The organism is Alicyclobacillus acidoterrestris, from assembly GCF_022674245.1.
Classification (GTDB): domain Bacteria; phylum Bacillota; class Bacilli; order Alicyclobacillales; family Alicyclobacillaceae; genus Alicyclobacillus; species Alicyclobacillus acidoterrestris.
The window spans coordinates 23,804-49,160 of the sequence record NZ_CP080468.1; the positions used below are offsets into that span (position 1 = coordinate 23,804).

Here is a 25,357-nt window from a genome sequence, read left to right on the forward strand (position 1 = left end):
CGATACAGATTGATAAGGAGGTCGTATAAAAAATGTCAAAAAACATCTTAAAAACCCTCGAAAAATGGGCTTTTTCTGTAGCACTAGGATTGACAACACTTGCTGCTTTGCTTGGCTTTGTAGTTGTCATTTTGCCTGCATTCGAAAAAGCCGTTTGTGTACTGATGGTAAGCTTTTTGACTGTCCTGTATAGCACACAGTTAAAGAGCTTCGCCAAGTACTGCGAATACGACTTTGAAGCAAAAGTCATCGATGGGATTTTGCAATTTATCGAATCATGCGCTCTGCTTGCCGTGTTTGCTCGTACTGTTGTTGAGCCACTCATCGTGTCACCAGTCATAAGTTACCTGTTCCTTTTCAGCTTCATTATCGGTGGTCTTCGTATAGCCCTAAAGGTAATGGAAGAATGTGATATGAAGACAAATCAAAAGGTAACGGGCATTGCGTTTGCAGTAGGTTTAATGACTGGTTTTTGGTGTGTATTAGCTTTTGCTGTTCATGCACCAGTGGCTCTATATGACTTAACGGTCGCTTCGGTACCAGTTGTACTTTTAGTGATGAATCTTCGAGAGATTCCTGCTGTTAAGAAACTGCTAGAACGGCATTCTGGCTGAGGATTAGCTTGCAAATCTGATTGGGATGGCGGTGCCTCTCCGTATACGTTGTCCGAGGGGCCTCCTTCTGCGGTCGGACTTAATTCGAACATGGCCAGGTGGAGAAGACCACATACCAAGGGGGAGTCTCGCATATGCAGAACGAAGCTTATGAAGTGGAAAATCGTGAGAATCCAGAGAGTTGTGAGATATGCGGTGACTATACCTACACATATACGCGGGTAGCGGGGTTAGATATCGTTTGCCCAGCTTGTGCCAAACAAGTCGCCAACTTGGAGGCGTAATCCCTCAACTAGTAATGCTTAATAAGGTCTCATCGACAGAGCAATATACAACGAATAACTAATTAAGGAGGTGAACCCTCTGTCTGTATTTCCGGACAGGGGGTTTCACCCCATCCGGTCGGACAGTGGGAATTTGAATGGCAAGATACGAAAGTGACAGTCGCCTCGGTTTTTACGCTACGCCCGAAACAATGACGGAAAAGATTGTGAAGCGTCTTCGTTTTGAAGGGCCAGCACGCATTTTCGACCCGTGTTGTGGCAAAGGTATTGCACTTCAAACTGTTGGCAAACAAGCCCCAGTGGGTACGCTCACTTACGGCATCGAACTAGACCGAGCACGGGCAACTGAAGCTACAGAACGCTTGAACTTCGTAGTCGCCTCACCCTATGAGAAGGCGCGTGTAGACAAGGCTAGTATGTCTTTCCTGTGGCTAAATCCGCCCTACGACAACCGCGGTGGGCAAGGTGGAAATGAATCTCGCATCGAACTTTCATTCCTGCGGGACACGGCGAAATATGTGGCTCCGGGTGGAGTACTTGTGTTCATCATTCCACGCACGACACTCTCAAAAGAGACAGTCAATGCGCTCGAACATCGATACACCAACCTAGCAGTATACCGTTTTGACGATGATGAGTATCAGGCTTACAAACAAGTCGTCATATTCGGCGTGAGACGCGAAAAGCCTTTACAGAGCACGAAAATGCTCACTTCTAAAGAACTTGAAGCGCGTCGCCATTTACTAGCGGTCGGAAATGACCCCACAACACAAATTCCGTATTTAGACAATAAGGATGACCGTACTTGGATTATCCCGACTTGCGACGTAAGTGACGACATCGAGTTTCGCGGAGATGTTCGTGATGAAGTCGAACTTCTGCGAGACCTCGAGCTTTCTGAAGGCTTCAAAGTAGCCGAGCATATGCTTCAAGGTTCGGTAGTCGATGCGAAGCTACAAAGACCGCTACTCCCGTATCGTCGAACACATCTTGCGACGCTTATCGCTGCCGGCGCATTAGATGGAGCAGTTGGCATAGGTGAACATCGCCATATGGTTATCGGCACGAGCCGAAAGGTAACGCACCGAGATATTACGTACGACGAACAAGGACGTGAAACCATCGTTGACACGGATGAGTGGGTAACGATTGTTCGGACTATTGAACCAGACGGAACCATCCGCGATTTACAATAATAATTAGCCAAGGGAGGTAGTCCCGGTGATGTACTATTCATCGGGGCCCCCCTGGTGGATATGCATACATTGGGATGGATACATGAAAATTCTTGAATATCAAAGCGATTTACACTGGTTTGACGCTGCAGCACATCTTATCATCACTCGGCCTATTCCCGGTAAGGAATATGAGGAGCTCATTGCAGCAAGCCTGATTGACATAGACCAGGTAACACGAGGCATAGCGGCACGCGCATTAAAAGGAGAGTTCCTACATGTGCGACCCGAACGTTACGCATCCATTGAGACACGTATAAAGTGCGACAGGAACAACTACAGGTTGATTCATCGGCCGGTCGGAAAAACGACGCACACGCTCATACTGCACAAGTCTGCAGTTGATGAAATCATTGATAGTGACCGGGCACGGTCATTGATCCTACCGGACGGTGGAGACATCGCGACGTTGTTTGCAAAGCATTTTGCACACGACTTTAGCCTTCCGTACGTCGAGGAATGGGGACAACCCCTATGGAAGGCCTGCGTTCAGCGCGAACTTGTAGAACCGCTCAATGTATGGTCGGATCCAAACGTTAAGTTTTGGAGAGACGTTCAAGCCTACCAACTTTCACCGGAATTAAACGAGGAACAAGCAAAGGAGATCCTTTCAGAACTACTGGCAGAACGGAAAATTGAGCTCCCCGAAGGAATCACGGAAGCGCCGGCTCTCTCTGAAGTCTTAGGCGAATATAAAAAAGATGCAGAAGACGGCGATCAAGCTGAACTCATGACGTACCTACAAACATTCGCAGGACATCTCGCAGCAACCATAGAGGAGATGGCCAAACCACTACATGACTTAGATAAACCGATTCACCCGGCGATCGCGACGATGAAACGTGTGCCCTTCTTAGCACAGGCACATGTCGCTCAGGCTGCGGTAAACGGTTTAAAGTCACAAAAAGGTGTAATCATCTCCAGCGATATGGGCACCGGCAAGTCAATATCAAGCTTGGCGGTTTTAAATACACTGGCTGCCGTTAAAAACGAGGCACAATGTGTGGTTAATGGAGGCAAACGTTCGCTTAGTGTTTTAATGCTCGTCCCTGCGATAACGATCCCTAAATGGGTGGAAGACGAAATAAAGGCCACTTTACACAATCCAGTCATTACAGTTTTTAAGAACTGGAAAGACGTTGTACAGTGGCGGGCCAAGCGGAAAAAACATCCTTTGCAAAACGGTCAAATCGAAATTATGCTGCTGGGCAGAGATACGAGCAAATTGGGCATGCCTAAAGCGCCATCTCTGATTTATAAACCACAGCATGTCTACACATTTCGTCCTTCGAGGTCAGAGTATCCTATGGCAAAGCCGATGCTTTCATTTGGAGAACAGGGTATTCGGTACTCTGTCGGTACAGCGGACCGCGGCCATGTCGTCAAACTTGAAGATGTTTGGTTATGCCCAGAATGTCACGCCGTGCAAACGAAAACCGACGAGGAGAGCATCAAGGAAGCGCGAGCCGCAAGCGGTGACAATGAATATGAAATGCTACTAGAGTTAAAGCTCGGCTTTCATGATCTAGCAAATGGTCGTCGGCCGTATGAAGCAACAGGAGTCGGAGATCGTGCCATTATGCATGATCAGTATCACTTCCATTCAAACCTTGGAAACTACCATTGTAGTGCGTGTAACGCAAATCTGATGCGTGATGTAAAGCCGGAAGTCGAAAAGGTGAGTAATTTAACAAAGCGGCGATTGCAACCTTCTTGGTTCATTCAGAGATACCTGAAGGGATACATTGACCTTCTGGTAGTGGACGAAGTACACGAGTATGCTGGCTTGAGCGGGCAAGGTGAAAGCCTTGGGGCTATCATTTCAGCCGCAAAGCGCGTACTTGCTCTCACGGGAACCCTGTCCAAAGGCACCGCGTCGAGCTTATTTTATCTGCTATGGCGACTTGTTCCTGGCCAGATGCTTAAATTGGGGTTTGATCACAAGTCACTTGGAAAGTTTGTGAGTCTTTATGGAGCTCAAGAACAACGTGGACGGTATTCAGAAGATGATGTTCAGGATGATGGGACATTCACACGCCGTAAAATAGTGATGAATCCACCAACCGAAATTCCTGGACTGTCACCGAAACTTTTTGCGAACTTGCTTTCTGACAAGACGATATTCCTAGAGCTTGGCGACCTCGGCCTTCCACTTGTAGAACTTGAAGAAAAGCCGGTGTTTGTGGACATGGATGAGGATCCACCGCATCGGTACCAGTATTCAAAGTTTCACAACGAACTCGAATCCAAGATGAAAAAAGCATACATCGGAGGAAACAAACACGCCTATGCACGCTTTATCCCTTCGGTCGTCAATGCGGCAAATCAGCCACACAAGGAACAATATGTGCCTCTCAACGATGAGGGCATTACTTGGATACCTACACATGATGAGAATGAGCTTAACGCAAAGGAACGACGATTACTTGAGGATATCCGAGATGACCTTGTGCAAGGCCGTCGATGCGTCGTCTTTGTAAGATATTCTGGCAAGGAATATCAGCAGGATGAGCGCATTCATAAAATATTGACTCGAGAAGGGATTAGGTCTCGTTTATTAAAAGCAAGCGTCAAACCGCAGGATCGAGTCGCATGGATATCCAAAGCAGTCGAAGATGACATACAGGTTATCGTCTCAAATGTAACCTTGGTCCAGGTGGGTATCGATATGCTCGACTTCCCATCATTAAATTTCTTTCAACTGACCGATCAAATTAACACTTTACGACAAGCATCCAGGCGAGCCTGGAGGATTAAACAGTCGCAAAAATGTACTGCTCGTTTCTATGTTAGGGGCTGCTGAATGATCTATGCAACAACCTTGCTTATGTCGAAATCCGTTCCGAAGAGTTCATCGAGTATGAGCCAAAAAAGAAGCCGTAACCTCTTCTCAAGGTTCAATACCAGTAGTTGGATGGCAATAACCGTCTCGCTCGTCTGACGAAGGCGTGCTCGAATCAGGCCAAGCCCGTAGATTCGCTTGCCTTCTCCGAATTTTCCTTCCACGGCATTCCGCTCGCCCATGTCCTGCCGTTCCATTTTCTTTTGCTCAGGGTCCGTCTGCTTGGGCGGTCGTCCGAGTTTCGGACCGCTCAGCCGGATTCCGTGGTCCTTGCAGTACTTGAGATTCTCCCGCGTTCGATAGATTTTGTCCGCCAAGATGGCCTCCGGGTAGTATCCGAAGCGTTCTTGGTAGCGCTCCACCGACTCTATCAGCGTCGTGCCTTCATTGAAACTGTCCCAACCGATCTCCTCCAGCAAGGTGTATCCATTGACCACACTGATGGCCAATTTTGGACCGAACTCCACATTCGCCTTTGCCTTTCCACGTACAATCGGCCGAACATCAGGCTGTACGATACTCACGATCCGGTCGCTCACCCGATGGTTACGCAATCGATACATTTCTCGTTGTTGACGATACAACTCACCAATGACCAAGAGGTCACGGTATTGTCGCCGCGAGAGTGCTGTTAGCGGAGTGTGTTGGACGAGTTGTTTAATAAATCTCAAGTCCCTCGCCACGTAACGCAATTGTCGCCCAACGGCTCTGCGAATCTCTGAGCGACCTGGCTTGCGGTTCTTTGCAGTTCTCAGATAGTCCCGGCGTGCTTGACGACGTCGGTCTCTCGGCTTCTTCATTTCGCCTTTGTGCGGCGCATGGAGCGTGTCAAGGATATCCTCCAACTTCTCACGCGCTTTGTTCAACAACGACAAGTCAGTTGGGTAGGCCACGTCTGCTGGTGTACAGGTTGCATCCAGGATGAGCTTTCCTTGATGGGTTGGTGGCTCCTGAACTTCAGATTGCGATCCACCGTTTGCATCGAACTTTCCAGATTCCCTAGGAGGTTCGTCCCTGTTCTCGTCGTCGTCCCCATTCTGTTCTTCCTGCAATCCGGCTTGCACAATCCATTCATTGACTTGGTTGATGATATCGGGACCCAATCGCTTGCGAAAATACGTCAGAAGAGAGGGATCAAAAGGTGGTTCCTCTTGATACGCCTCAAGACCAATGAAGTACTGCAGGTACGGGTTTTCCGTGATGTGCTGGACCAAGTGACGATCCGAAAAACCTTCTCGTTCCTGAATGATTAGCGCGCCAAGCGCCATCCGAACGGAGACGGCCCGTCCGCCTCGAAGATCTCTGCTAAAGTGTTTGCTGTATTCCTGTTCCACACGTCGCCACGGAATGATATATGAAAGTTGAACCCAACGATTGTCTTCGCTAAGTCGGCCACCAAACGGTAGGAAGAAGTCTCCGGGAAGTATCTGTTGGTCCTGATGATTCGCGTACAATTACAGACCTCCAAGTGCACGGTTTTTCGCCTGTTCCGCTCAAAATCCATACACTTTATTTCGACAATTGGCACGCGAAATCCTTGCTACGATTAGGTTTATGGTTCATTCAGCAGACCCTATGTTACAAACGGATCGTATGAGATGGTCCAATTTCGTCGCATGATGAAAAGACGTCTTTCCGCTATGTTACTGGAGGGACGAGCAGATAAGTCTGATTTGGCGATGTTCGGGGAGAAAGACGAGTTATCGTCTTCAACATTTTCCATCGCAAGCTGTCTTGGAGACGTCAACGATCTCGAATCCAAGTGGCGAACGATAGCTGACAAGGATATTCCCCAGGGCGTCGTGATGCTGAAGGAGGACGAGTTTAAAGTCGAAATCTCCAAAGCTATGAAGCGATTGGCTGAGGAAACGAGACGAGCTGCTGGATTACAAGAGGTAGATATTATTCCTCTAATGTCTCAGCCCAACACAGAACCCCAGCTCGATTTGTTCAACCTTCCAGATTTCGAAGAGTCGCAGGAAACACCGAAACCACTGATTGCACAACAGGACGAACCAATGACTGTCGGCGAGCTGCGTAAACAGATGGGGTTTGTGGTTAAAGCGAAAAAGAAAATGGTCAGTGATGACCAAATTCTCTTGTTCGCGCTGTAGCACTACAAAGTGCCCGCCATTTAGGCGGGCCTTTTTTGTTGACTGATAAAAGAAAAAACACTACTCTAAAAGAGAAATTAGAAAAACTTTCCCTCTTATGCGCTTGAATCCATTACGTGGAGAGCAGAGAGGAGCCTAGGAAGCTATTACATAGCGAACCGCAAGGTGAAACTAGGCAGCATGTCACTCGTCGGTACTCAGTCACTTGTCGCACACTCACGGTAATACCTCTTGTTCAGTTGCAGCAAGAATAGCTGAACTCACTATGTACGCCAGCAGATGCACTAGGACGTGCACGTGTACATAGGACAGGAGCTCACTTTCGCACTTACCCTCGGGTAAGTAGCGCCACCTTAACCTATTCGCAACACCAAACCTATGATCGGAATCTGCCTAAGTGGCAGTTGAAAGGCAATCGCATGACCCGTGTTGGTCACATGACCATCACGAAAGGTCTTTGTCGGTTGCCTTTTTTGCGTTCCGGTCTCCCCCTGCCGCCCAGGGTATCTTATTCACTCCCAAGGCGGCGGCGCCGGGAGTATCGGAGGGATCTTCATGTCTGAAGAACAAATGAAGAAATTAGATGTTTCTACTGAAACAGACCAAGACGAAGAGGCTCAATTAACAGGAGAGGCCTACTACGAAGCCGCTGTAGAAAGAGTAAAGGCACAAATGGTAGAGAATCAAAACAATCCTACCATAGAGGTGATTGGAGAATTCATTCTCAACCACCTAGCCTCAAACGCACGACACTCCAGAAATTTCATTGCGGAGGACAAAACCTTAGGGAAGTGCTTTGACACATTAATTCGTTATGCATCTCAATTCCGCACGAATAACACAGCCGTTCTATCAGATGAAAAGGTTTTTGCTGTCGTTTTGAACTACTACGGATGTTGGGAAGGCGAACCGTTCGACCTCCCTGAAGAACACCGATACACACCTCCTGTGAGAACGGCCGTTCAAACATCACCGATTCGAAATACTACTGCCGCTCGGCGGCCTTTAGGGCCCAAGTCGAAACCCGTGCCAGAAGAACAGTTGACCCTATTTGACATCTAATCCTGAAAAAATAGGAGGAAACTACATGGAATTTAATGAAGCAATTAAGCATTTCCCGAAGAAAATCAGCAAGAGTTTATGTAACTACGCACGTGACACGGTTTTCAAAGAAAGCCGCTACTTATTCGTATGGCGAGTGGGTAAGGTTCAAATGGCATACTGCACGCACTGTAAAGTCGAATATCCTCTCGGCCTAGGTGGAGCATATTTCAAGCATAACGAAAAGACGGATTGCTTAAATTGCCATTCTAAGTGTACTGTGAAGCAAAACGGCCGCGGCCGCTCACGCCTCGTCGACTACGCGTATATCGTCTGGTACGAGAAGTCCCGACTCAACAAAAATGTCGTCGTAGCGCGTGCATTTTACGCGCAACGGGACTACTCTGGCGACTATCGCGAAACGGAAACACAGTTTACGACATGCGCCTGGTATGTATTTGAGCCAGGGCGTGGTGGTACCGAGTTTCGCAACGAATGGAACGGTAAAACCCGCAAAATGCGTAATGTTGGATCTTACGTTGAACAACGCATGTACAATTACTACTTTGGAATTATTAAGCCGGCATTCTGTTCGACCGGGAGCATAAAACGAGCTGTAAAGGGGACGCCTCTGCAGTACAGTATGTGGCAAGAATACGATGACGAAACGTTTGACTTTGTTAAGTTTTTCAACATTGCGGCTAAGTACCCATGCGTAGAGTACTTAACCAAAATGGGTCTAAAAACCCTAGTTTCCGCAAAAATGCTGGGGCACCAAACATACAGAGCGATTTATTGGCGAGGAAAAAACCCACAGCAGGTCCTTCGCATGCCGAAGACAGATATTCTCCGGTTATTGGAGTTGCCGAATGTACTACCGAAAACCCTCCACAGCTATCATTTTTGGAGAAAGCAAGGTTTTGAAGTTACACCTGAACAAGCGTTTAGCCTTCAGGATATTACTGAAGACCGCATATGGCAGTACTTAACCGAAAAGAAGATAGCCGAACCAATCATGGTGGCTAAGTATATCTTGAAACAGATGAGGCGTGAAGACGCGCCAGAACGTTATTCCAGAGCGACCAGCGTACTCATTGACTGGCAAGATACTTTGCGTATGTCGAAAGAGCTTGGAATGGACCTGGGTGCACCACACGTCTTGTTCCCCACAAGTTTGCGACAAACTCACGATAAGCTGATGCAACGTGTAAAAATCAAACGGGATGAGGAAATCAATCGTCGGATTGCTTTACGTGTACAGGAACTTATGTGCTACGCGTATTCAGATGACCGCTTTTTCATTCGTCCAGCGAAAAGTAGCAATGAACTGTTTGAAGAAGGTAAGACCCTAAACCACTGTGTCGGAGGCTATTCCGACCAGTATGCATCTGGCATTTGTGATCTATATGTACTCAGAAGTGTTACAGAGCCAGAAAAACCTTTCGTAACAGTGGAAGTGTCGGATAATGCTATCCGGCAAGCCCGGGGGTACAAAAATTGTGACCCCCAACCGGAAGTAAAGGAGTTTTTAAAGCGTTTTGCTAGACTTCTGAAAAAAGAAAGCAAACAACGCAATAAGCCTAAGTCACGTGTGGCATAACGCGTCCTTGTTATTTAATGCATGTAATCCAAAAGGGGAGGTGTCCTTTCTGCCGGTATTCGGGACAGGAAGGTAGCCCTCCCCCGTTCCCGATTGCTTAACAGGCTGGGATCGACCATGAATAGATCCACCCAAGTTATTTGGGTGGTTTCTGTCTCTCACGAGTGACCTCTCTTTCTTTTGAGGTCGCTCGTGAAAATGATATTTTCACATCATGTAATATAATACAAAATTATACAACAAGGAGGATTTCGAGATAGAAATAGTGAATTGATAGACACAAAGATATTTTTTGTAAATATTTAGGTTTGTCTATAACTTCCAATTTAATATTGTTTAGTCCCTTATTTTTTAGACTCTAAACGTCCGATAATGAAACTTTATCGGACTAAACTTTAAAATGTAATAATTGGGGTTGGTTTATCAAAATGGATAAAAATTTAACAGTAGGTACACCCAGTACATATTTAGTTAAAAAAATAAAAAAAGGCGGTATTTCTTATTTTGCGGATAATTCTCCAAACACCGATATGGAACCAGAATTATCTGACGATGCAAAAGAATTTTTGAGCAACGCTAGGTCAGCGAATACCAAACGAGCATACACGTTTGACTTGTTTGATTTTTTTACCTGGTGTTTCAAAAATTCACTATGTCCATGTCCTGCCGCTCCCGAAACCATTTCAAACTACATTGCGTACCTAGCACGGAGGCGCAAATTTCGAGCAAGTACAATTGAACGACGCATGGCTGCAATTTCACAACTTCACAAGGCAAAGGACTATGAGTCCCCCACATCTCACTCACAAGTCCGCAACATTTGGAAAGGCATTAAACGCGATGAAAATGTTCAGGTTTCCCGTGTGGGAAAATCACCATTATTAATAGAAGAAATTCGTCGCATGGCGAGCCTTCTGATCAAAGAGGGTAACCTTAGAGCGCTGCGAGACCGCACACTAATCGTAATCGGGTTTGCAGGTGCATTTCGTCGGTCTGAATTGGTAGCTCTTAACGTCGAAGATGTAGATATCGTCCATGAAGGACTGATAATCACTATTCGAAAGAGCAAAACAGACCAAGAGGGGCATCAACGAAAAATACATCTTCCCTATGGATCCCACGTCGAAACATGCCCGGTACGAACATTTCAAGAATGGTTAAATAAAGCCGGAATCTCGACAGGCCCGATTTTTCGACGTGTCTATCGTAGAAAGAACGCATATCTAGTTTCCGGAGAACGCCTGTCAGATAAAGGTGTAGCACGTATTATAAAGGATACCGCTCAAAAAGTCGGACTTCCTCCAGCAAAGTACGCAGGCCATAGCCTTCGCTCTGGATTCATTACATCTGCTGCGAAAGGAGGAGCACGCGAAGATAAAATCATGGCGATCAGTGGACACAAAAGCATTTTAGTAATGCGTTCATATATAAGAGATGCCAATGGATTTGACCAGAATGCCGCGTCCTATGTTGGGTTATGACCTTTGAAACTTTTGTCAGACATTATATTATGCTACTGAACCAATTCATGTCTCAATAAAACTCAGAAGCATCATTTGAACCAAACATAACCATATTTATATGTTGAATGGAGATTAAAATTATGAAGCATTTTACTTATTGCCTAAAAGTTCGCTATCCAGAAGTCGACCAAATGGGGGTTGTTTACGACGGTAACTATATTCCCTGGCTTGAATTGGGACGATCAAGTACAATTACACATTTTGGGCTTACATATCGTGAATTAGAGGAATCCGGAGTATTGGTAGTCGTTACAAATCTCACTGTAGATTATAAGGTTCCGGCTAAATATGACGATACGATTTTGGTGGTCACAAAGTTAACAAGCCTAGAAGGAATCCGAATTTCATTTAATTGAGCGTTTTGCAGATTTATAAACTCCCGCAGGGCAAGGGTTCTGAGGGCATGAAAAAGGACTTCACCCCAACCTTCGAGAAAATTTTAAGTAACCCAAACCAGAAATTTTCGAGGAGGGAAGTCCCACTATGTATATTCTCCAACCATCGCTCTTTTCCTTTGAAGACTGGTTAGAAATTGACTCCAGCGATCGTCTGCCCTTGTTCTTTGCTGTCTTGGATTTACAACCCTATGCTTCAAAATTGAGAAAACAAAGTCCTACGAGAAAAAACAACCTAAGTCCAAGAGCCAGGAAACGGGCAATGCCAACTGGGGCGCAAAATACGATACCTTTGGCAACAAGCTTGCTTGGTTCGGATACAAATTCCACTTGGCTGTGGACACCGCGAGTGAACTGCCAGTTGCTTTGGATGTCACACCAGCGAACGTCTTTGATGGTGAGATGGCGGCGCCATTGCTGGAACACGTCGTGACGACGCACGGTTGGAAAATCGACTTTGTCATGATGGATGCTGGATATGATCAAGTCATTTTCACCTCCACCCAAAACGACCATTCTACAAAACGCTCAAATATATAGAATACACAGGTGAATTGAATTGGATTGTTGTGGAATAATCACAGCCCAAACATATACAAATCCGTTCCTTAGCTTGTGTCGCTGTCTACATAAAAAAGAGTCGTAAAAAGCCATGACTATGCCATCTGACTTGTACAATAAATTTGACCCGAGCTAATGGGGTGCTCGGGTCAAATGAGCCACAAGGGAAACTAGATATGCATATGGGAGGTTCTACTATCTTGGCCGGGAAGGAACCTCCCTATTAGGTGAACATTGAAGATCCATCTTCGGTGGTCTTTGAGTTACCCATTGGCTTACCATGGACTTTATCAATGATCTACCGCACATTCAACGTGCAAAAATTAAATTAGATAATCCATCGTAAGCACTGTACCTAGTTTCCCTAATGGTCTAACAACCATAGGGGTGATACAAATGAACGTCCTATCCACCGAATCATCACGCATTCAAGCTATCTGGGGGAATAAAATCCTCGATGATGGATTCACACCTATCCCCAACCTCATCCTTCGCAATTATCGAAAATTAAACATCGAACATGGAGAATGGGGATTTATTACCATCCTCATGTCCTATAAGCATGACCACAAGAATCCTTACCCGCATCAAGAAACTCTCGCCAATCACCTTAATGTAACTGTACGTCAAATACGTAAATGGACTGATTCCCTCATCGAGAAAGGGCTTCTTCAGGTCGGGCGACGTATGAATCCCCACAATCATAGACTAGGTTCCCTCGTCTACAACTTCGAACCGTTGCTTCAACGTGCGTTAGAATTCGCAAGTAATGACCAAGACTCGCTGAATAACGCCGACGAGGTTGAAACTGTTATTTATGACGATCCATTCGTCGTACAATATGAAGATGCGTACACTGTCCCACAGGAACCTGAGGTACAAGTAGAGGAACCCCAGGTCCCCTTTAACCCTGAAGTTTCGGAACCTCAAGTCACAATTCCAGAGGAACCTCAGGTACCGGTCATGAATAGAACAAGTAATAACACTACTACCTCTACTACTACTTATAACCATGTGCCTGCGAGCGACAAAAAATTCGATAATGACCCATTTGAACAAATCGAACTTGCCATGATGACCAATATGGGCCGACCGTATATTGCAAAACGTGACGACTACATCGCCATTAAGCGTTGGTTAACTAGTCAAGTACCTCTAAGCTGGATTATCGATGGCATTCATAGGGTTTTTTCACAAAGACCAGGTGCAACCATTCGCTCGTTTAAATACGTATCCACCATTTTGGAGGAAGAATGGGCGAAAGAAATCGCCAAAAAATCCGATGTTCTGCCATTTGATTTCAAACGCATCACGAAAACGGAACAAAACAGATACACGAAGTCCACTAATCTGTCTGGAGGAGCTACTCAACGAGACGAACGATATGCAACCTTCTACGAGCTCTTCCCAGATGCGTGAGGGGGCTTTCACAATGCCAAATCGTTTTGCATTACGTTTTCTCAATCGCCAAATGGAGATTGAAACGACAGCGTCTCTAGATGAGTTTATGGAGATGACAAAGCGATTCCACGAACTGTTCGCAATTCCCCGATACGAAGGTTATCAGGTTTGGTACGACAACGGGGGATTATGGGAATCAGTGCATGGTGTAAAAGACCCGATGTTCATTCTGTTTGCGGAGATGATTCAAGACGTGCAGCCGAGTGTCGACAACAGCGAAGAGATTGGTAAAGCTGTAATTGAAAACTATCGGTTGTGGCGTAACGAGGTCGCTGACATAGAAAAGAATGGTCAACGCAGAAAATATGACGAGTCTCTTCTCATCGACTTGAAGTCAAGAATGGACGTAATTCACAAAGCGTTACGAGACCTAAAGGCAGACTTAAAGGAGGTCAACGTTTTTGCGATATTCACATTTCTGATAGACAACCAAAAGGTGTCTGTCACTCAAAAAGAACAAAGATTACATGTGTCTAAAACGACAGTTTGGCGTCAGGAAAACCTCTTTTTGAAGTTACTCGGTGCCTGGATTTTGAATCGTATACATGGTGAAAAATTTGACTCTTTGATTTGCCCTTACGAAAATCATCGTGAAATCGGACCACAATCCTATTCTCAACAGAATATGATTAAACCAACGATATCTGCTGTTCGGAGTGAGGTGCAATCTTTTGGAAATACGACTAAGACCATATCAACAGGAAGCTATTGATGCATTCTTTAAGGCCCTCCCTCACCATCGGCGCCAGTTAATCACGTTACCAACTGGCGCTGGTAAAACGGTGGTTTTCGGTAGCTTGGCACGTCGCTTCTACCAAGAAGTTTGTTCGGAGAAGCCAATTCTAGTCCTTGCACACCGAACGGAGTTGCTAGATCAAGCAGAGTCTAAGCTCAATTTAGTTTGGCCAGGTGTTATGACCGGGCGGGTCCAAGGTGCTCGAAACGAACAATTGGCAGAGGTTATTCTCGCGTCAACTCAAACACTCGTCGCAGGCCGATCTATTCCAGAACCAGGCCTCATCATTTATGACGAATGTCATCATAGTCGTGCAGAAGGCGCGTTCCGCATACTTCAGGATTTAGGTGTGTTTCGTGAAGATGGTCCACCCCTTTTAGGGGTCACTGCAACGCCCAGCCGCAGTGACGGATCCCAAATTGGAGACGTGTTTGAACATGTCACATATGAGCGTACGATCCTTGAAATGGTAATGGACGGATATTTGACGGATGTTCGGGGCCTGCAAGTAAACGTGCCAAACCTTGATTTTAGATATGTTCGAACATCTGGAGGAGACTACAGTCAGCAAGACCTCTCGGCGACATTGAACCACGACATCGCGTTAAACGCTGTAGTTGAAGCCTATGTCCAATACGCGCGCTATCGTAAATCTGTTGTCTTTGCGGTCGACGTTGCACACGCGAACTCGCTCGCAGAACGATTCAAACTAGCTGGATATGCAGCTGCGTCAGTAGATGGGTCTATGAGTGCAGAACAACGGGCACGTATTTTGAGTGACTTCAGCAATAATAAGCTTAAAATTCTCGTAAATTGTAGCCTTCTGACGGAGGGATGGGATGAACCCAGTGTAGACTGCGTCGTCATTGGCCGCCCCACAAAGAGCCAAGCATTATACACTCAGATGATTGGACGTGCGATCCGTCTACATCCAGGCAAGAATGACGCACTCGTCCTCGACTTAACGGGCGCTAGTGAAGACAAGAACCTTCAGACTTTTACCAAACTAATTACATCGCAGAGTTCAAAACAGAACCAGGAACGGAGGTCTTCTGACGGCTCGAAACGCAAAACAAAATCTGGGGAACCCGAGTTTGAAAAACAAACCATGATGACTGGCGAAAGTGTTACCGAATGGTTACAGCGTGTACGGGAACTCGAACAACAGGAAAATAAGTTTATTGAACACGTTAACCTCTTTGCCAACCGTACTCGCTATCATTGGGAACGTATCAAAAACCACTTTGCAATTTCATATGGCGATGGCCATTGGGCATTCCTCATCGAGGAACAGAAACAGTATTGGCCCGTTCTCGACATTGGAAATAGTCGATATTTACCCCTTCATGATGAATCAATGCCGCTCGAATACGCACAAGGCGTCGCTGAAGGTTTCTTGGAGTTACTCGAGAGCAAAGTCATAGCAAAAGATGCAGACTGGCGAAATGCACGTATGTCAGCTAGACAAGAGCATCTGCTCGAACTTTACCACATTCCTCATCGAGCGGACTGGACTCGTGGGATGGCGAGCGATGCTTTAAACAAAAAATTCGCGAAAAGGGAAATCAAAAAAGTCTGCGAACGGTTTGTCCCGGAACGTTGGCGTGAAGCCTGGAAAAATCCAGTTGCAAAGGAAAAATACGAACGGATGGTTTTATCAATTCGCGAACAAGCACAGCAACAAAGACGTGCTGCCCAATGATAGGAGGCTTAAACTTTGCAACCTTCTGAAAAGGCATCTGAAGCGATATCGATCATTAAACATAATATCCGAGCTGCTCAAACCAACAAGCGGTTTGGTTCGCCCTCCCCTGCCGTCACAACAAAAAATAATGAAACCGATGAACTCGTTAAAGAAGTCAACCGCCTAGCCGGGGTACTCATCTTTCTTACGGAACAATACAAAACGCTAGCATATGCACACATTCTCGACCCTTTCTCTCTTGAGTACGAAAAGGTCGAGCAAAATGTCTCAACCGTGGAAAAAGCTATCAAGGCGGCACGGGTTCATCTAAAAACATATCGGCTAGGAACGAAAACGAAACAAAACGAGCTGAATACTCCTTAGTCTCGAATTAACGAAACTTTTTCAATGAAAACGAACATGTGTAACTCGTCCAAGCGGCGTGAAAGAAGAAAATGACGTGCTCCTCCCTATAACTAAACAGAGGTTTCCACGCATCCGTCATTTAATGAACGACCGGGAAGCGTTTGTCCAAATCGTACAAACTACGGACTTCATTCCTTGGGTACGTTCGAAAAACATGAAACAATTTGTCGTGATTTGAAACTTTTTGCGTTTGAAACCTTGCTATCCTTGAAATAACAAAAGGAAGCGAGGCGACAGTATGCTAGGTCGTACACATATGGCGGTTGGTGCTCTTGGTGCTGCAACAGCCGCCCCTCTCCTACTCCATGAACCATCACACATGCTTACCCCACTCCGATCTGTCATCGGAGGTACACATTCCATTGAATCACTCGTCGCTGTCATACTGGCGGGCGCCGTGGGCGGACTCTTACCGGACATGGATCAGAAGGACGCGCAAGCATCCCGACGGGTCGAACGGATTGGACAACTGGCGTCCATCATCATCATTTTCGGCGCTCTATTTGTCCTTCATCTCTGGCACTCCCCTATCGCTTGGGCGGTCGCGGTACTTGCCTACTTTGGTGCTATATCACACGCTGAATGGATGCGAAAACTTTCCATGCTTTTATTAGCCGGAGGCTCATTCGTCTTTGGCGTAACTCATCAACGCTGGATGACGTCAATGATTTTCGCCGCGGTATGGTTCGTAGCGGCGACATTTACACCGCACAGAACGTTTACACACTCAATTATCGGAACAGCCGTCACGTTCGGTGCCCTTGTCTTCATAAATAACCAACTACATGCGCCGTTCCTGCTCGACGCCATCATGATTGGGTACGTGTTGCACATCTTAGCCGATGCAATCGCCGGTGGTGTACCACTTCTCTGGCCATACAAGAGACGTCAAGGAGTTCGGTTAGTTAGAACCGGCGACTGGCGAGACCACATCATTGGCAGTCTCTCCACCATCTTAATGCTTGTAGTCACGTTTGTACGCTAAGAAGGAGGATTAAACCATGGGAGCACAAAAGACAATTTTTCTTGTTGGCGCCGCACACATGACCTTTGAACAATGTAAAAAATTCACTGACTACCGCGATGCAGAAGAAGAAGCGATTTTTGTTTCATCTTGTGCACCGGGTATCCAAATTGAGGTATGCATTGCTCAGGAAGACGACACCAAAGGTCCCATTCTCGCGGCCTGCCAGTTCGGGAATCTCTTACACGTAGCGCAAACACATCTCTTCACTGTTGAAACTAAAGCTGAATTGAAATACCGGAAGCATATCGGAAAACAATGGTGGAAATTACTCGAAACCTACACAAAGAAAATTGCGGGTTACCATAATCGCTTGCTCCAGAACGTGACTGAAGAAGAGCGTCATGAGCTCAAGGTCCTCGAGAACATCCACTCAACGCTCATCAATCACCTAGCTGGACAAATGTCGGAGCGTGCATTCCAAGCTGTGAAGTGGAAGTACGTGGACTCCGCATTCTATAAAAACCGCGTGCCAGAAAAACCTGAATCAATACAAGGTTTCGAGGATTGCACGATCCGTAAGTTCTGCGCGGAAGCGTATGAAGAAACTGGGCGTGTAGCCTTGAACGAACGTTGGATTCTCCATGAGAGCGCTATGGGGAACATTGAGCAGTTTTTCAAACCAACTGCTCCAAGAGCCAGCGTAAGGCCAAAATCCACTCGCGCTAAGGGTTTCGAAAAAACACAGCCTGGTCAATTACAGTTGTTTGCATAAAAATCACTTCCAAAAATACACGCAAGCTGTCAAAATCTACCCTATGATGATGCTAGAACTATAAATTCGGAGGTGTAGTTTGATGGCGCCTGCAGAACTTGTAAGAGTAATTGCTATTACTGGGGCAATAACACTGGGTGGATCTTTCTTACCACTGATTGGTCTTCTTTGGCTTGTAAACTATGGGCGTGTATTATTGTGGGTTTACCGTTTCGTAACCCCGATCCTTGCGGTAGCTTTACTGTGGTATTCAGCTAGTTATACGATGCATCACCTAAAACCTGGACACTCATTCATGACAAACATCCATCCAATGTTGGCAACAGGTTCAGCATGCGTTGCATATCTCATTTTCTGGGCGGTCACAACGTTCTTTCATATCGGCCCACCAAAATGGTTCCTCTTTTTCGGTGAACTTCAACTCCAGACAACACTGAAACGCCGACTGGAACACGGATATGGTAACAAATGGATTGAAAAATATCAACGTCGTTCTATTGAAAGACGTAATTGGGCAATTGAAAAACTTGGACTGCACCGAAGTAATCAGTCAATACGAAAGACACCAGAACGGCCTACTGATCCTATGAACCGTACGAAGTGGGATTTGAACAAAATGGAGGAACTAGTTCGGGGCAACAATCGCCGGACGCAGAATCGTTATCGGAACATTGACGAACAATCCTCTCCCCCACCTAATTCTGACGAAGATTTGTACATGAACGGACGTGTTGCTTGGAAACCGCTTGGAAAGCAATTCAAAAAGAATCCAAACGCATTCAATCAGGTTTTTGGCATGGACAGAGTCATACAAGAAGTTGAGGAGAATATTTCAATGCTTCTCAACAACATGAACCTCGTCCGTGAATACGATGCATCTATGAGTGCCGGTATTTTGCTGTACGGCCCTCCGGGAACGGGTAAAACTCATCTTGCCAGAGCAATCGCTGAACACATGGGCTTGTACTTCATTTCAGTTCGTCCGTCAGATTTAATGGGAACGCTTATTGGTGCAACTCAACAAAACATTGCTTCCCTATTCAAAGAAGCAAGAGATCACGCTCCAGCTATCATCTTCATAGACGAAATAGACTCTATCGGTGCAAAGCGAGGCACTTCTCACATGTACCACGACCAAACGTTGACACAGCTCTTAATGGAGCTGGATGGTTTCGACCGTCGCGATCGTGTATTTGTCTTGGCGGCCACGAATCGCTTAGAAATGCTAGACGAAGCACTTATTCGTGACGGACGATTCGGAACACAGTTTTACGTCCCGAATCCCGACCAACACGCCATTGCACAAATGTTTGGTACATGGGGTTCTCTGCTTCACTTCGGAGAAGGAGTTTATCCAATTGAAATTGCTATGTATCTCGATGGCCAAAGTGGCGCAACCATTAAGGGACTTATAGAACGACTGAAACGAATTGAGATGCGAAAGCGTATTAACAAAGACCCGAACCCCGTTATCACTCGTGAAGAAGTATTCACAGAGTTGGAACGAATCGGAGCAACTACACCAAAACTCATGTCGGAAAAATAATTCTACACTGAACGAGGACATCACTTTGTGATGTCTTTTTTTCATTCCTTTAAAACAATTCATCACGCTTTTGGAACGTTTCACCCCCCTATTCCCTGCGATAGTAACCATTAGGGAGGTGAAACTCGTTGAGTGCTACGACCACAAACACTACCGCACAACCTGGACCTTCGGAAGTCACCAACATGCTAAGTGGTATGGGTATTCACCCGCTACATATAGGCTCCGTCGGTGGTGCTGTCAACAACGGCATAAGCGCTACGTATACATGGATTTGTTCTTTTGCCCTGACGTATGGCGTAATGTGCCTCGTTATTGCAGCCGTGGTCTGGATGTTTGCATGGAAATTCCGCGTTAATACGCTGTCCAGATGGTCGGTTCGGATCATCGTCGGTGTTTTCGGTGCGGAATGCATCGTCATCCTATTGCCTCAACTGTTCGTCAGCTTCATCGAATTACTTGACCGATTGTAAGAGAGTTATGAGGAGGAAATGCAGATGTTTCAGCTCTCACGAATCCCCTACATTCGGGATTCTAGGCGTATCAAGAGCTTAGCTACCACAGTATTCATAATGGCGGCAATGCTTATCAATCTGATTCCATCCAACCATGTATTCGCGGCAACAGATCCGTCATTGAGTGGATTCTACGAGGTCACTGGGGGTCAAGCTCTCACGCAAAATGGGATTGACTCCGCCATTGCAAACGTCGCGAGAGACATCTTTGGAATCCTCACGGCTATTGCGGCACTCGTAGGGATTTTCTACTTCATTGTGGGTGGTTTAAAAATGATGGGCGGTGCACGGAAAAAAGAAGAAGGTCTAGAACAGATAAAGTTCGCCTTCATTGGATTGGCGTTCGCCCTAAGCGCCGGTGTTCTAACCGGTATTGCTGCACTACTTGCAGGGGACTTTACAAAGGGATTATAAGACCAGCTATCTAATGTCAAGCACACAATTGAGTTCTAAGAACAATGAAGGGAAGTGATTTTTAGGCACATCTATATAAGCCTGTCAGAGACAGACGTGAGTTGAATATTCAATCAAGTTCGTTATCCTACGCGATAGGCTCGTATGGTTTGTTGTCGCGTAAAACAGCATGAATGATGTACGTCATTTTACGCGCCACGGCGCCTGTTGCAGCTAGATGGTGTTTCCCTTGAACCCGCTTCTGTTCGTAAAATTCCTTGAGGATTGGATTGTGTATTTTGGCAACATTTGCGGCAAGCCAAATCGCCCGTCGTAAGTAGGGTGAGCCTCGTTTGGACATTCGGTTGCGTGTTCCAGTAAATTCGCCTGAGCTTCGCACCGTAGGGTCAATCCCAGCGAACGCAACGAGCTTTACGCCAGTCGGGAATCTGGAGATATCTCCAATTTCACCGAGTATCGCAGCAGCCAGAACCGGGCCGATTCCTGGAATCGTGACAAGATTTGTATCAACAGCTTTAAGGCGTTTTTCGATCTCGATATCCAAGAAATCCAACTGTTCCTCTGTAAAGCGAATTTGCTGGAGAAGTAAGCGCAATTGTAGCCGGTACGCATCAAGTGCGGTGTCGATTCCAAATGAAGATTCGGCGGCCTGTTGGAGTTCCTTAGCCCTTTCCAAGCCCAAGCGGTTGCGGCTGTGTTTGGCGATGAAGGCTGCTAGCTCTTCGGTGTCTACGGCAAGAATTTCCTCCGGTGTTGTGTATTCCATCAACAATTCAGAGGATGTCTTACCAAATATGTCGGAAAACAGTCGCTCATACTCGGGAAACAACATATCTAGAACACCGATTACTTGCCGCTTTAGGTCTGAGATGGAGTCGACTAGGCTGAATCGGAATCGACTTAATTGCCGTAAGGCAACAATTTTGTCACTGCCAAGTTCCGTGGTCGTGTACCGTCCAAAGCGTAGCACTTCGGCGATGATGAATGCGTCTTTGGTATCATTTTTGGTTTGTCGAATGTACATGTTGCGAAATGCATCCGACTGAATGGGATTGATGACATGAACCTTTACACCCTGTTTAAGGAGAAACGAGTGTAACGCCAACCAGTAGTGACCTGTAGCTTCCAAAGCTACTTCCGTGGATGACAAATCGTGATCGACATGCTGCATCCATTGAATCAGCTTCTGGCCACCAGCCTGAGAGTTTGGGAAGCGCAGCGTCTTGCCTTGACTCTGCCCAGCTGAGTCAATGATACAGGCTTCATGATTGCGTTTAGCAATGTCAATACCAACAAAATACACTACACGTACCTCCAGTTGGGTCGGATCCGCACAACCTTGCGATCTACAACCTAGTTTGAGATTCGGAGACAGGGTGCAAACCCTTCAACATCCAGCTCATTCGTAAACACTCGCAAGGCGGGGACTACACTCTTAACTTCGAGAACCAATGGTCCCAAGGGGGAATTCGTAGTACCCCGACCACTACGAGAATTTTATCTCAAAACTCTTTGGAGTACGTGACATCAATATACTAGGAGAGGTAGTCATGGATGAAGGCTATATCGAAGTTACCTCTCAAGGAATGCGTTTGTTTGCCTTAGGCCCCATATCGATTACAACCAAACATTTTGTATCGATATTCCTAGGTGCACTCGCATCATTTCCATTAGGCGTCATTTTTGCTACGTTGGGCCTGGTTATCCCGGGCCCTCCTTCGCTCCCCTTAATACTAGGGGTTATTGGATTACTGCCAGGAATCATTCTGGCACTTATTCCTCTACCAAAACGACAAACCAATCTACTAGTTTGGTTGTATCGAAAACGGAAATTCGCCTTTAAAACACAAACCTTCGTCTTTGATCGAGAATATCGCGCGCGTAAAAATTTTGAGGTCATTTCAACGTGGATGCGTGAGGTTAGAGAAGAAGTGGAGAGTGAAGTATGAAAATCGTGATTGTAGCAATTATCGTGATTGTCACCCTACTGACAATTATTTTGATTGAAAATCAGCGTTCAAAACGGAAACGGTCGATACAGGCGGCACAACGAGAGAAGGTGCAAAAGGGGACAAAAGAAAAACCGATTCAAACGTTTTTACCGATAGTGCGTGTAGAGGCAACTGGTGAAATGGTTCTTCAAAATGATGCATTTCGCCAAGTCATACAAGTTGGAAACCTGAACCCATTTGCATTGTCAGAAACAGAAGCTCGTGCTGTACGCGATAACTTCAAAACCATGTTCGGTATGTTTCACCAGCCTGTCCAATTCATCGTTCGCGGACGTCGAATGGATTTAACGGATTATCGGCAGTACTTCTCTCAAACATATCGGGCAACAGCAGAAAAATGGGAAAATGACCGATTGCTCGAATACGGCCGTCACTTAGAAGCCCATCTCGTCGAACACGGTAACCGACAGCGTACAATTCGTGAAAACTTATTTATCACACAAGCTGATACAGGATTACTTGGGGAACACGACTTGGAAGAACTCCGTCGCACGCTGCGCCAGGAAACAGAAACAGCATATAGCGGCTTGGCTCGTTGCCGTGTCTCCCCTCACATTCTGTCCAGTGAAGAAACCATTGAGGCACAACAGTTCTTTTGGAACCGAGAGAGAATTCATGCGCGTGCGCGCGATGCTGTGGCATATCAAAGTCTCAAGGAGTACCTAATTGGAGACGAGTCAGAGGTGAACTTCGGTGCTTAAAAGGAAAAAGAAAAACCGATTAATTGAAGCAAAACAAGAAGAAATCACTGAAGTATGGGGTCAACACGCACCGACCCTCCAAGACGTCATCGCGACAGCAAGTCACGTTCAATTTCACCCGAATCACGTAGAGATCGCGCCAAACAATTACCGTCGGACCTATTACGTGACGCGTATGCCGAGTAACGTGCACTTCGGATTTTTGAATCAATTTTTCGACTTTGGAGCCGATGTTGACGTGTCAGTACACATCGAGCAGGCAGACTCCGGGAGACAGATTAGAAATTTGAACTCGACAATTGGAAGCCTTCAAGCGCAAATCCGTGTTGACGAAAAAGCGGACCGTACAGAGAACGTCGCTTTCAACCAATCGAGGATTCAGGAGCTAAACACGCTTCGTCTCTTACTTCAACGAGGAGACGAAAAGATGTATTACTTGACCGTATTAGTAACGGTATCTGCAGACTCTCTTGTTGAACTAGAACGGGCATGTACGATACTTGAGCGCGAAGGCGGCGGTCGTGGATTCCAACTTATTGATGCTGCGTATCTGCAACAAGAGGGATTGCTCTCTGTCGCGCCAATCGGAATCAACAAATTGCGATACCCAATGGAAGTGTTCGGGTCATTTCTTGCCAACATGTTTCCGTTTGTCTCATCGCAGTTCAGCCATCGACGCGGACCATTAGTGGGCTTCGACTTGGTCTCGAAAGCACCAATGTTCTATGACGCGTGGCACAAGGATCTAAGCAACGCCAATATGTTTGTTAGTGGTGTTTCCGGTAGCGGAAAGAGTTACACAGTCAAGATGATCGTTGCACACTCGATACTCCATGACATCCAGACCGCCATTGTCGACTGGGAGGGCGAATACGCTGACCTCGCTAGAAGCATGGGGGGAATCGTTGTGACCATCGATTACAATTCCACAAACCTCATGAATCCTTGTGAAATCGAAGAAGAGGACTATATCGACGAGCACACAGGTGAAAAGAAAAAACGCGTCGATATCAACGAGAAGATTGATGAAATGGTGAACTTCACAAAGTACGCTGCTTCTCTCACCGGTACTGAACAACTCAAGGCCGCAGAGATCGCGCTCATTGATCGTCTTTGGAAGCAAATCTATCGCGATGAGTTTGGATTTACGGAAGACGCCAACAGCTTATACGAAACTAGGCGGCAAATGGTCGGGGACAAACTCCAAATGCGCACCCGCCGTAAACAACCACAGTTCAGCGACTTCTACAAACTAGTGGTCGAAGAGGCTGAAAATGATACGCGATTCATTGATTTGCGCGACCGTCTGAAACGTATAACCGCAGGTGAATCTCTTGGACTATTTGACTGCCAGTCAAAAGTTTCCTTGTCTGAGGCGCCAATCATTGTATTCGATTTGTCCAAACTTCACGAGAATAGCGATCTTCGTAAACTTGGACAGTACGTTGCACTTGAATACATTATCGAGTCGTTTATAAAAAAGAATCCCTCACAGAAAAAGCGTGTCATTGTGGACGAAGCCCAAAAAGCACTTGAAAACCGTGAAGGTACACCGGCTGGAGAGTACGCCGCAGTATTTCTCGACAACGCATTTACACGTATTCGTAAACGAGGAGGGTCTGCCTGTGCCGCAAGTCAACAGTTCAGTATTTTTGCATCAAATAAATATGGTGCAAGTATCATCCGCAACTCGGATACAAAGCTTCTATTAAAACAAAACGAGCTAGACGGACCTATGCTTAAAGAACTGTTTGGGCTTGCAGACCATGAATTACAAAGGCTCTACGATGCGCAGCAAGGTGAAGTACGATGGGACGTCAATGGTGAAATCGTCTATAGCTACTACAAAGCAACTCCATGGGAACACAAGCTGTTCAATACTAGACATGTACAAGCAGAGGAAGGGGCGTAAGC

General features: G+C 46.1%; 23 protein-coding genes and 1 pseudogene. 22 read left to right on the forward strand and 2 right to left on the reverse strand.

Annotated elements, in window-relative coordinates:
* Positions 1-32 precede the first annotated feature (32 nt).
* The 4 genes from K1I37_RS21005 (at position 33) to K1I37_RS21020 (ending at position 4,936) form a co-directional block, all read left to right on the forward strand.
* Positions 33-614, forward strand: a complete 582-nt coding sequence (locus K1I37_RS21005) for a hypothetical protein (RefSeq protein WP_021296000.1) — start codon at positions 33-35, stop codon at positions 612-614.
* Between the two features lie 134 nt (positions 615-748).
* The gene (locus K1I37_RS21010) at positions 749-898 is read left to right on the forward strand and encodes a hypothetical protein (RefSeq protein ID WP_021295999.1); all 150 of its coding nucleotides are present in this window, start codon (positions 749-751) and stop codon (positions 896-898) included.
* Positions 899-1,035: 137 nt separating this feature from the next.
* On the forward strand, positions 1,036-2,094 hold the full coding sequence (locus tag K1I37_RS21015; protein ID WP_021295998.1) for a DUF6094 domain-containing protein: 1,059 nt from the start codon (positions 1,036-1,038) through the stop codon (positions 2,092-2,094).
* Between the two features lie 82 nt (positions 2,095-2,176).
* The gene (locus K1I37_RS21020; RefSeq protein ID WP_152498755.1) at positions 2,177-4,936 is read left to right on the forward strand and encodes an SNF2-related protein; all 2,760 of its coding nucleotides are present in this window, start codon (positions 2,177-2,179) and stop codon (positions 4,934-4,936) included.
* 5 nt (positions 4,937-4,941) lie between these two features.
* Here the strand turns inward: K1I37_RS21020 and K1I37_RS21025 are convergent, their stop codons facing one another.
* Positions 4,942-6,429, reverse strand: coding sequence for an IS5 family transposase (locus K1I37_RS21025; protein ID WP_021295996.1), 1,488 nt, complete (start codon positions 6,427-6,429; stop codon positions 4,942-4,944).
* 162 nt (positions 6,430-6,591) lie between these two features.
* On the opposite strand from K1I37_RS21025, the gene K1I37_RS21030 reads away from it, so the two are divergent.
* The 15 genes and pseudogenes from K1I37_RS21030 to K1I37_RS21100 all read left to right on the forward strand — a co-directional run bounded on the left by K1I37_RS21030 (position 6,592) and on the right by K1I37_RS21100 (position 20,730).
* Complete coding sequence (locus tag K1I37_RS21030; protein WP_242216035.1) at positions 6,592-7,089, forward strand: hypothetical protein; 498 nt, start codon at positions 6,592-6,594, stop codon at positions 7,087-7,089.
* A gap of 555 nt (positions 7,090-7,644) precedes the next feature.
* The gene (locus tag K1I37_RS21035) at positions 7,645-8,151 is read left to right on the forward strand and encodes a Cas9 inhibitor AcrIIA9 family protein (protein WP_021295994.1); all 507 of its coding nucleotides are present in this window, start codon (positions 7,645-7,647) and stop codon (positions 8,149-8,151) included.
* A gap of 25 nt (positions 8,152-8,176) precedes the next feature.
* Positions 8,177-9,730 (forward strand): PcfJ domain-containing protein, encoded by a 1,554-nt coding sequence (locus K1I37_RS21040; protein WP_021295993.1) that lies wholly within the window; start codon positions 8,177-8,179, stop codon positions 9,728-9,730.
* Between the two features lie 428 nt (positions 9,731-10,158).
* Positions 10,159-11,211, forward strand: a complete 1,053-nt coding sequence (locus K1I37_RS21045) for a site-specific integrase (protein WP_223204346.1) — start codon at positions 10,159-10,161, stop codon at positions 11,209-11,211.
* Positions 11,212-11,333: 122 nt separating this feature from the next.
* Positions 11,334-11,609 carry an acyl-CoA thioesterase gene (locus tag K1I37_RS21050; RefSeq protein WP_021295991.1) on the forward strand — a complete coding sequence of 92 codons (276 nt, stop codon included), beginning with the start codon at positions 11,334-11,336 and terminating at the stop codon, positions 11,607-11,609.
* A gap of 127 nt (positions 11,610-11,736) precedes the next feature.
* Positions 11,737-12,137: pseudogene (locus K1I37_RS21055) on the forward strand (transposase); the annotation flags it as partial.
* Positions 12,138-12,605: 468 nt separating this feature from the next.
* Positions 12,606-13,628, forward strand: a complete 1,023-nt coding sequence (locus K1I37_RS21060; RefSeq protein WP_146824665.1) for a helix-turn-helix domain-containing protein — start codon at positions 12,606-12,608, stop codon at positions 13,626-13,628.
* A 13-nt stretch (positions 13,629-13,641) separates the two neighbouring features.
* Positions 13,642-14,382, forward strand: coding sequence for a hypothetical protein (locus K1I37_RS21065; protein ID WP_021297284.1), 741 nt, complete (start codon positions 13,642-13,644; stop codon positions 14,380-14,382).
* Entirely contained in the window at positions 14,342-16,108 is a 1,767-nt protein-coding gene (locus K1I37_RS21070) for a DEAD/DEAH box helicase (RefSeq protein ID WP_031218951.1), read from the forward strand. The genes K1I37_RS21065 and K1I37_RS21070 overlap by 41 nt, the downstream gene beginning before the upstream one ends.
* A gap of 15 nt (positions 16,109-16,123) precedes the next feature.
* A complete protein-coding gene (locus K1I37_RS21075) occupies positions 16,124-16,474 on the forward strand; it encodes a hypothetical protein (protein WP_021297286.1) in 351 nt (116 codons plus the stop codon).
* 280 nt (positions 16,475-16,754) lie between these two features.
* On the forward strand, positions 16,755-17,501 hold the full coding sequence (locus K1I37_RS21080; RefSeq protein ID WP_021297287.1) for a metal-dependent hydrolase: 747 nt from the start codon (positions 16,755-16,757) through the stop codon (positions 17,499-17,501).
* A gap of 16 nt (positions 17,502-17,517) precedes the next feature.
* Positions 17,518-18,255, forward strand: coding sequence for a hypothetical protein (locus tag K1I37_RS21085; protein WP_021297288.1), 738 nt, complete (start codon positions 17,518-17,520; stop codon positions 18,253-18,255).
* A gap of 82 nt (positions 18,256-18,337) precedes the next feature.
* Positions 18,338-19,801, forward strand: coding sequence for an ATP-binding protein (locus K1I37_RS21090; RefSeq protein WP_021297289.1), 1,464 nt, complete (start codon positions 18,338-18,340; stop codon positions 19,799-19,801).
* A gap of 128 nt (positions 19,802-19,929) precedes the next feature.
* On the forward strand, positions 19,930-20,274 hold the full coding sequence (locus tag K1I37_RS21095) for a hypothetical protein (RefSeq protein ID WP_021297290.1): 345 nt from the start codon (positions 19,930-19,932) through the stop codon (positions 20,272-20,274).
* A gap of 24 nt (positions 20,275-20,298) precedes the next feature.
* The gene (locus tag K1I37_RS21100; protein ID WP_021297291.1) at positions 20,299-20,730 is read left to right on the forward strand and encodes a pilin; all 432 of its coding nucleotides are present in this window, start codon (positions 20,299-20,301) and stop codon (positions 20,728-20,730) included.
* Positions 20,731-20,857: 127 nt separating this feature from the next.
* Here the strand turns inward: K1I37_RS21100 and K1I37_RS21105 are convergent, their stop codons facing one another.
* Positions 20,858-22,033 (reverse strand): IS110 family RNA-guided transposase, encoded by a 1,176-nt coding sequence (locus tag K1I37_RS21105; protein ID WP_021297292.1) that lies wholly within the window; start codon positions 22,031-22,033, stop codon positions 20,858-20,860.
* A gap of 247 nt (positions 22,034-22,280) precedes the next feature.
* Here K1I37_RS21105 and K1I37_RS21110 point away from each other — a divergent pair, with 247 nt between their 5' ends.
* The 3 genes from K1I37_RS21110 to K1I37_RS21120 all read left to right on the forward strand — a co-directional run bounded on the left by K1I37_RS21110 (position 22,281) and on the right by K1I37_RS21120 (position 25,355).
* The gene (locus K1I37_RS21110) at positions 22,281-22,679 is read left to right on the forward strand and encodes a hypothetical protein (protein WP_021297293.1); all 399 of its coding nucleotides are present in this window, start codon (positions 22,281-22,283) and stop codon (positions 22,677-22,679) included.
* Entirely contained in the window at positions 22,676-23,443 is a 768-nt protein-coding gene (locus K1I37_RS21115; protein ID WP_021297294.1) for a hypothetical protein, read from the forward strand. The genes K1I37_RS21110 and K1I37_RS21115 overlap by 4 nt, the downstream gene beginning before the upstream one ends.
* Positions 23,444-23,870: 427 nt before the next feature.
* Positions 23,871-25,355, forward strand: coding sequence for a VirB4 family type IV secretion system protein (locus K1I37_RS21120; protein ID WP_188332392.1), 1,485 nt, complete (start codon positions 23,871-23,873; stop codon positions 25,353-25,355).
* Positions 25,356-25,357: the final 2 nt, after the last annotated feature.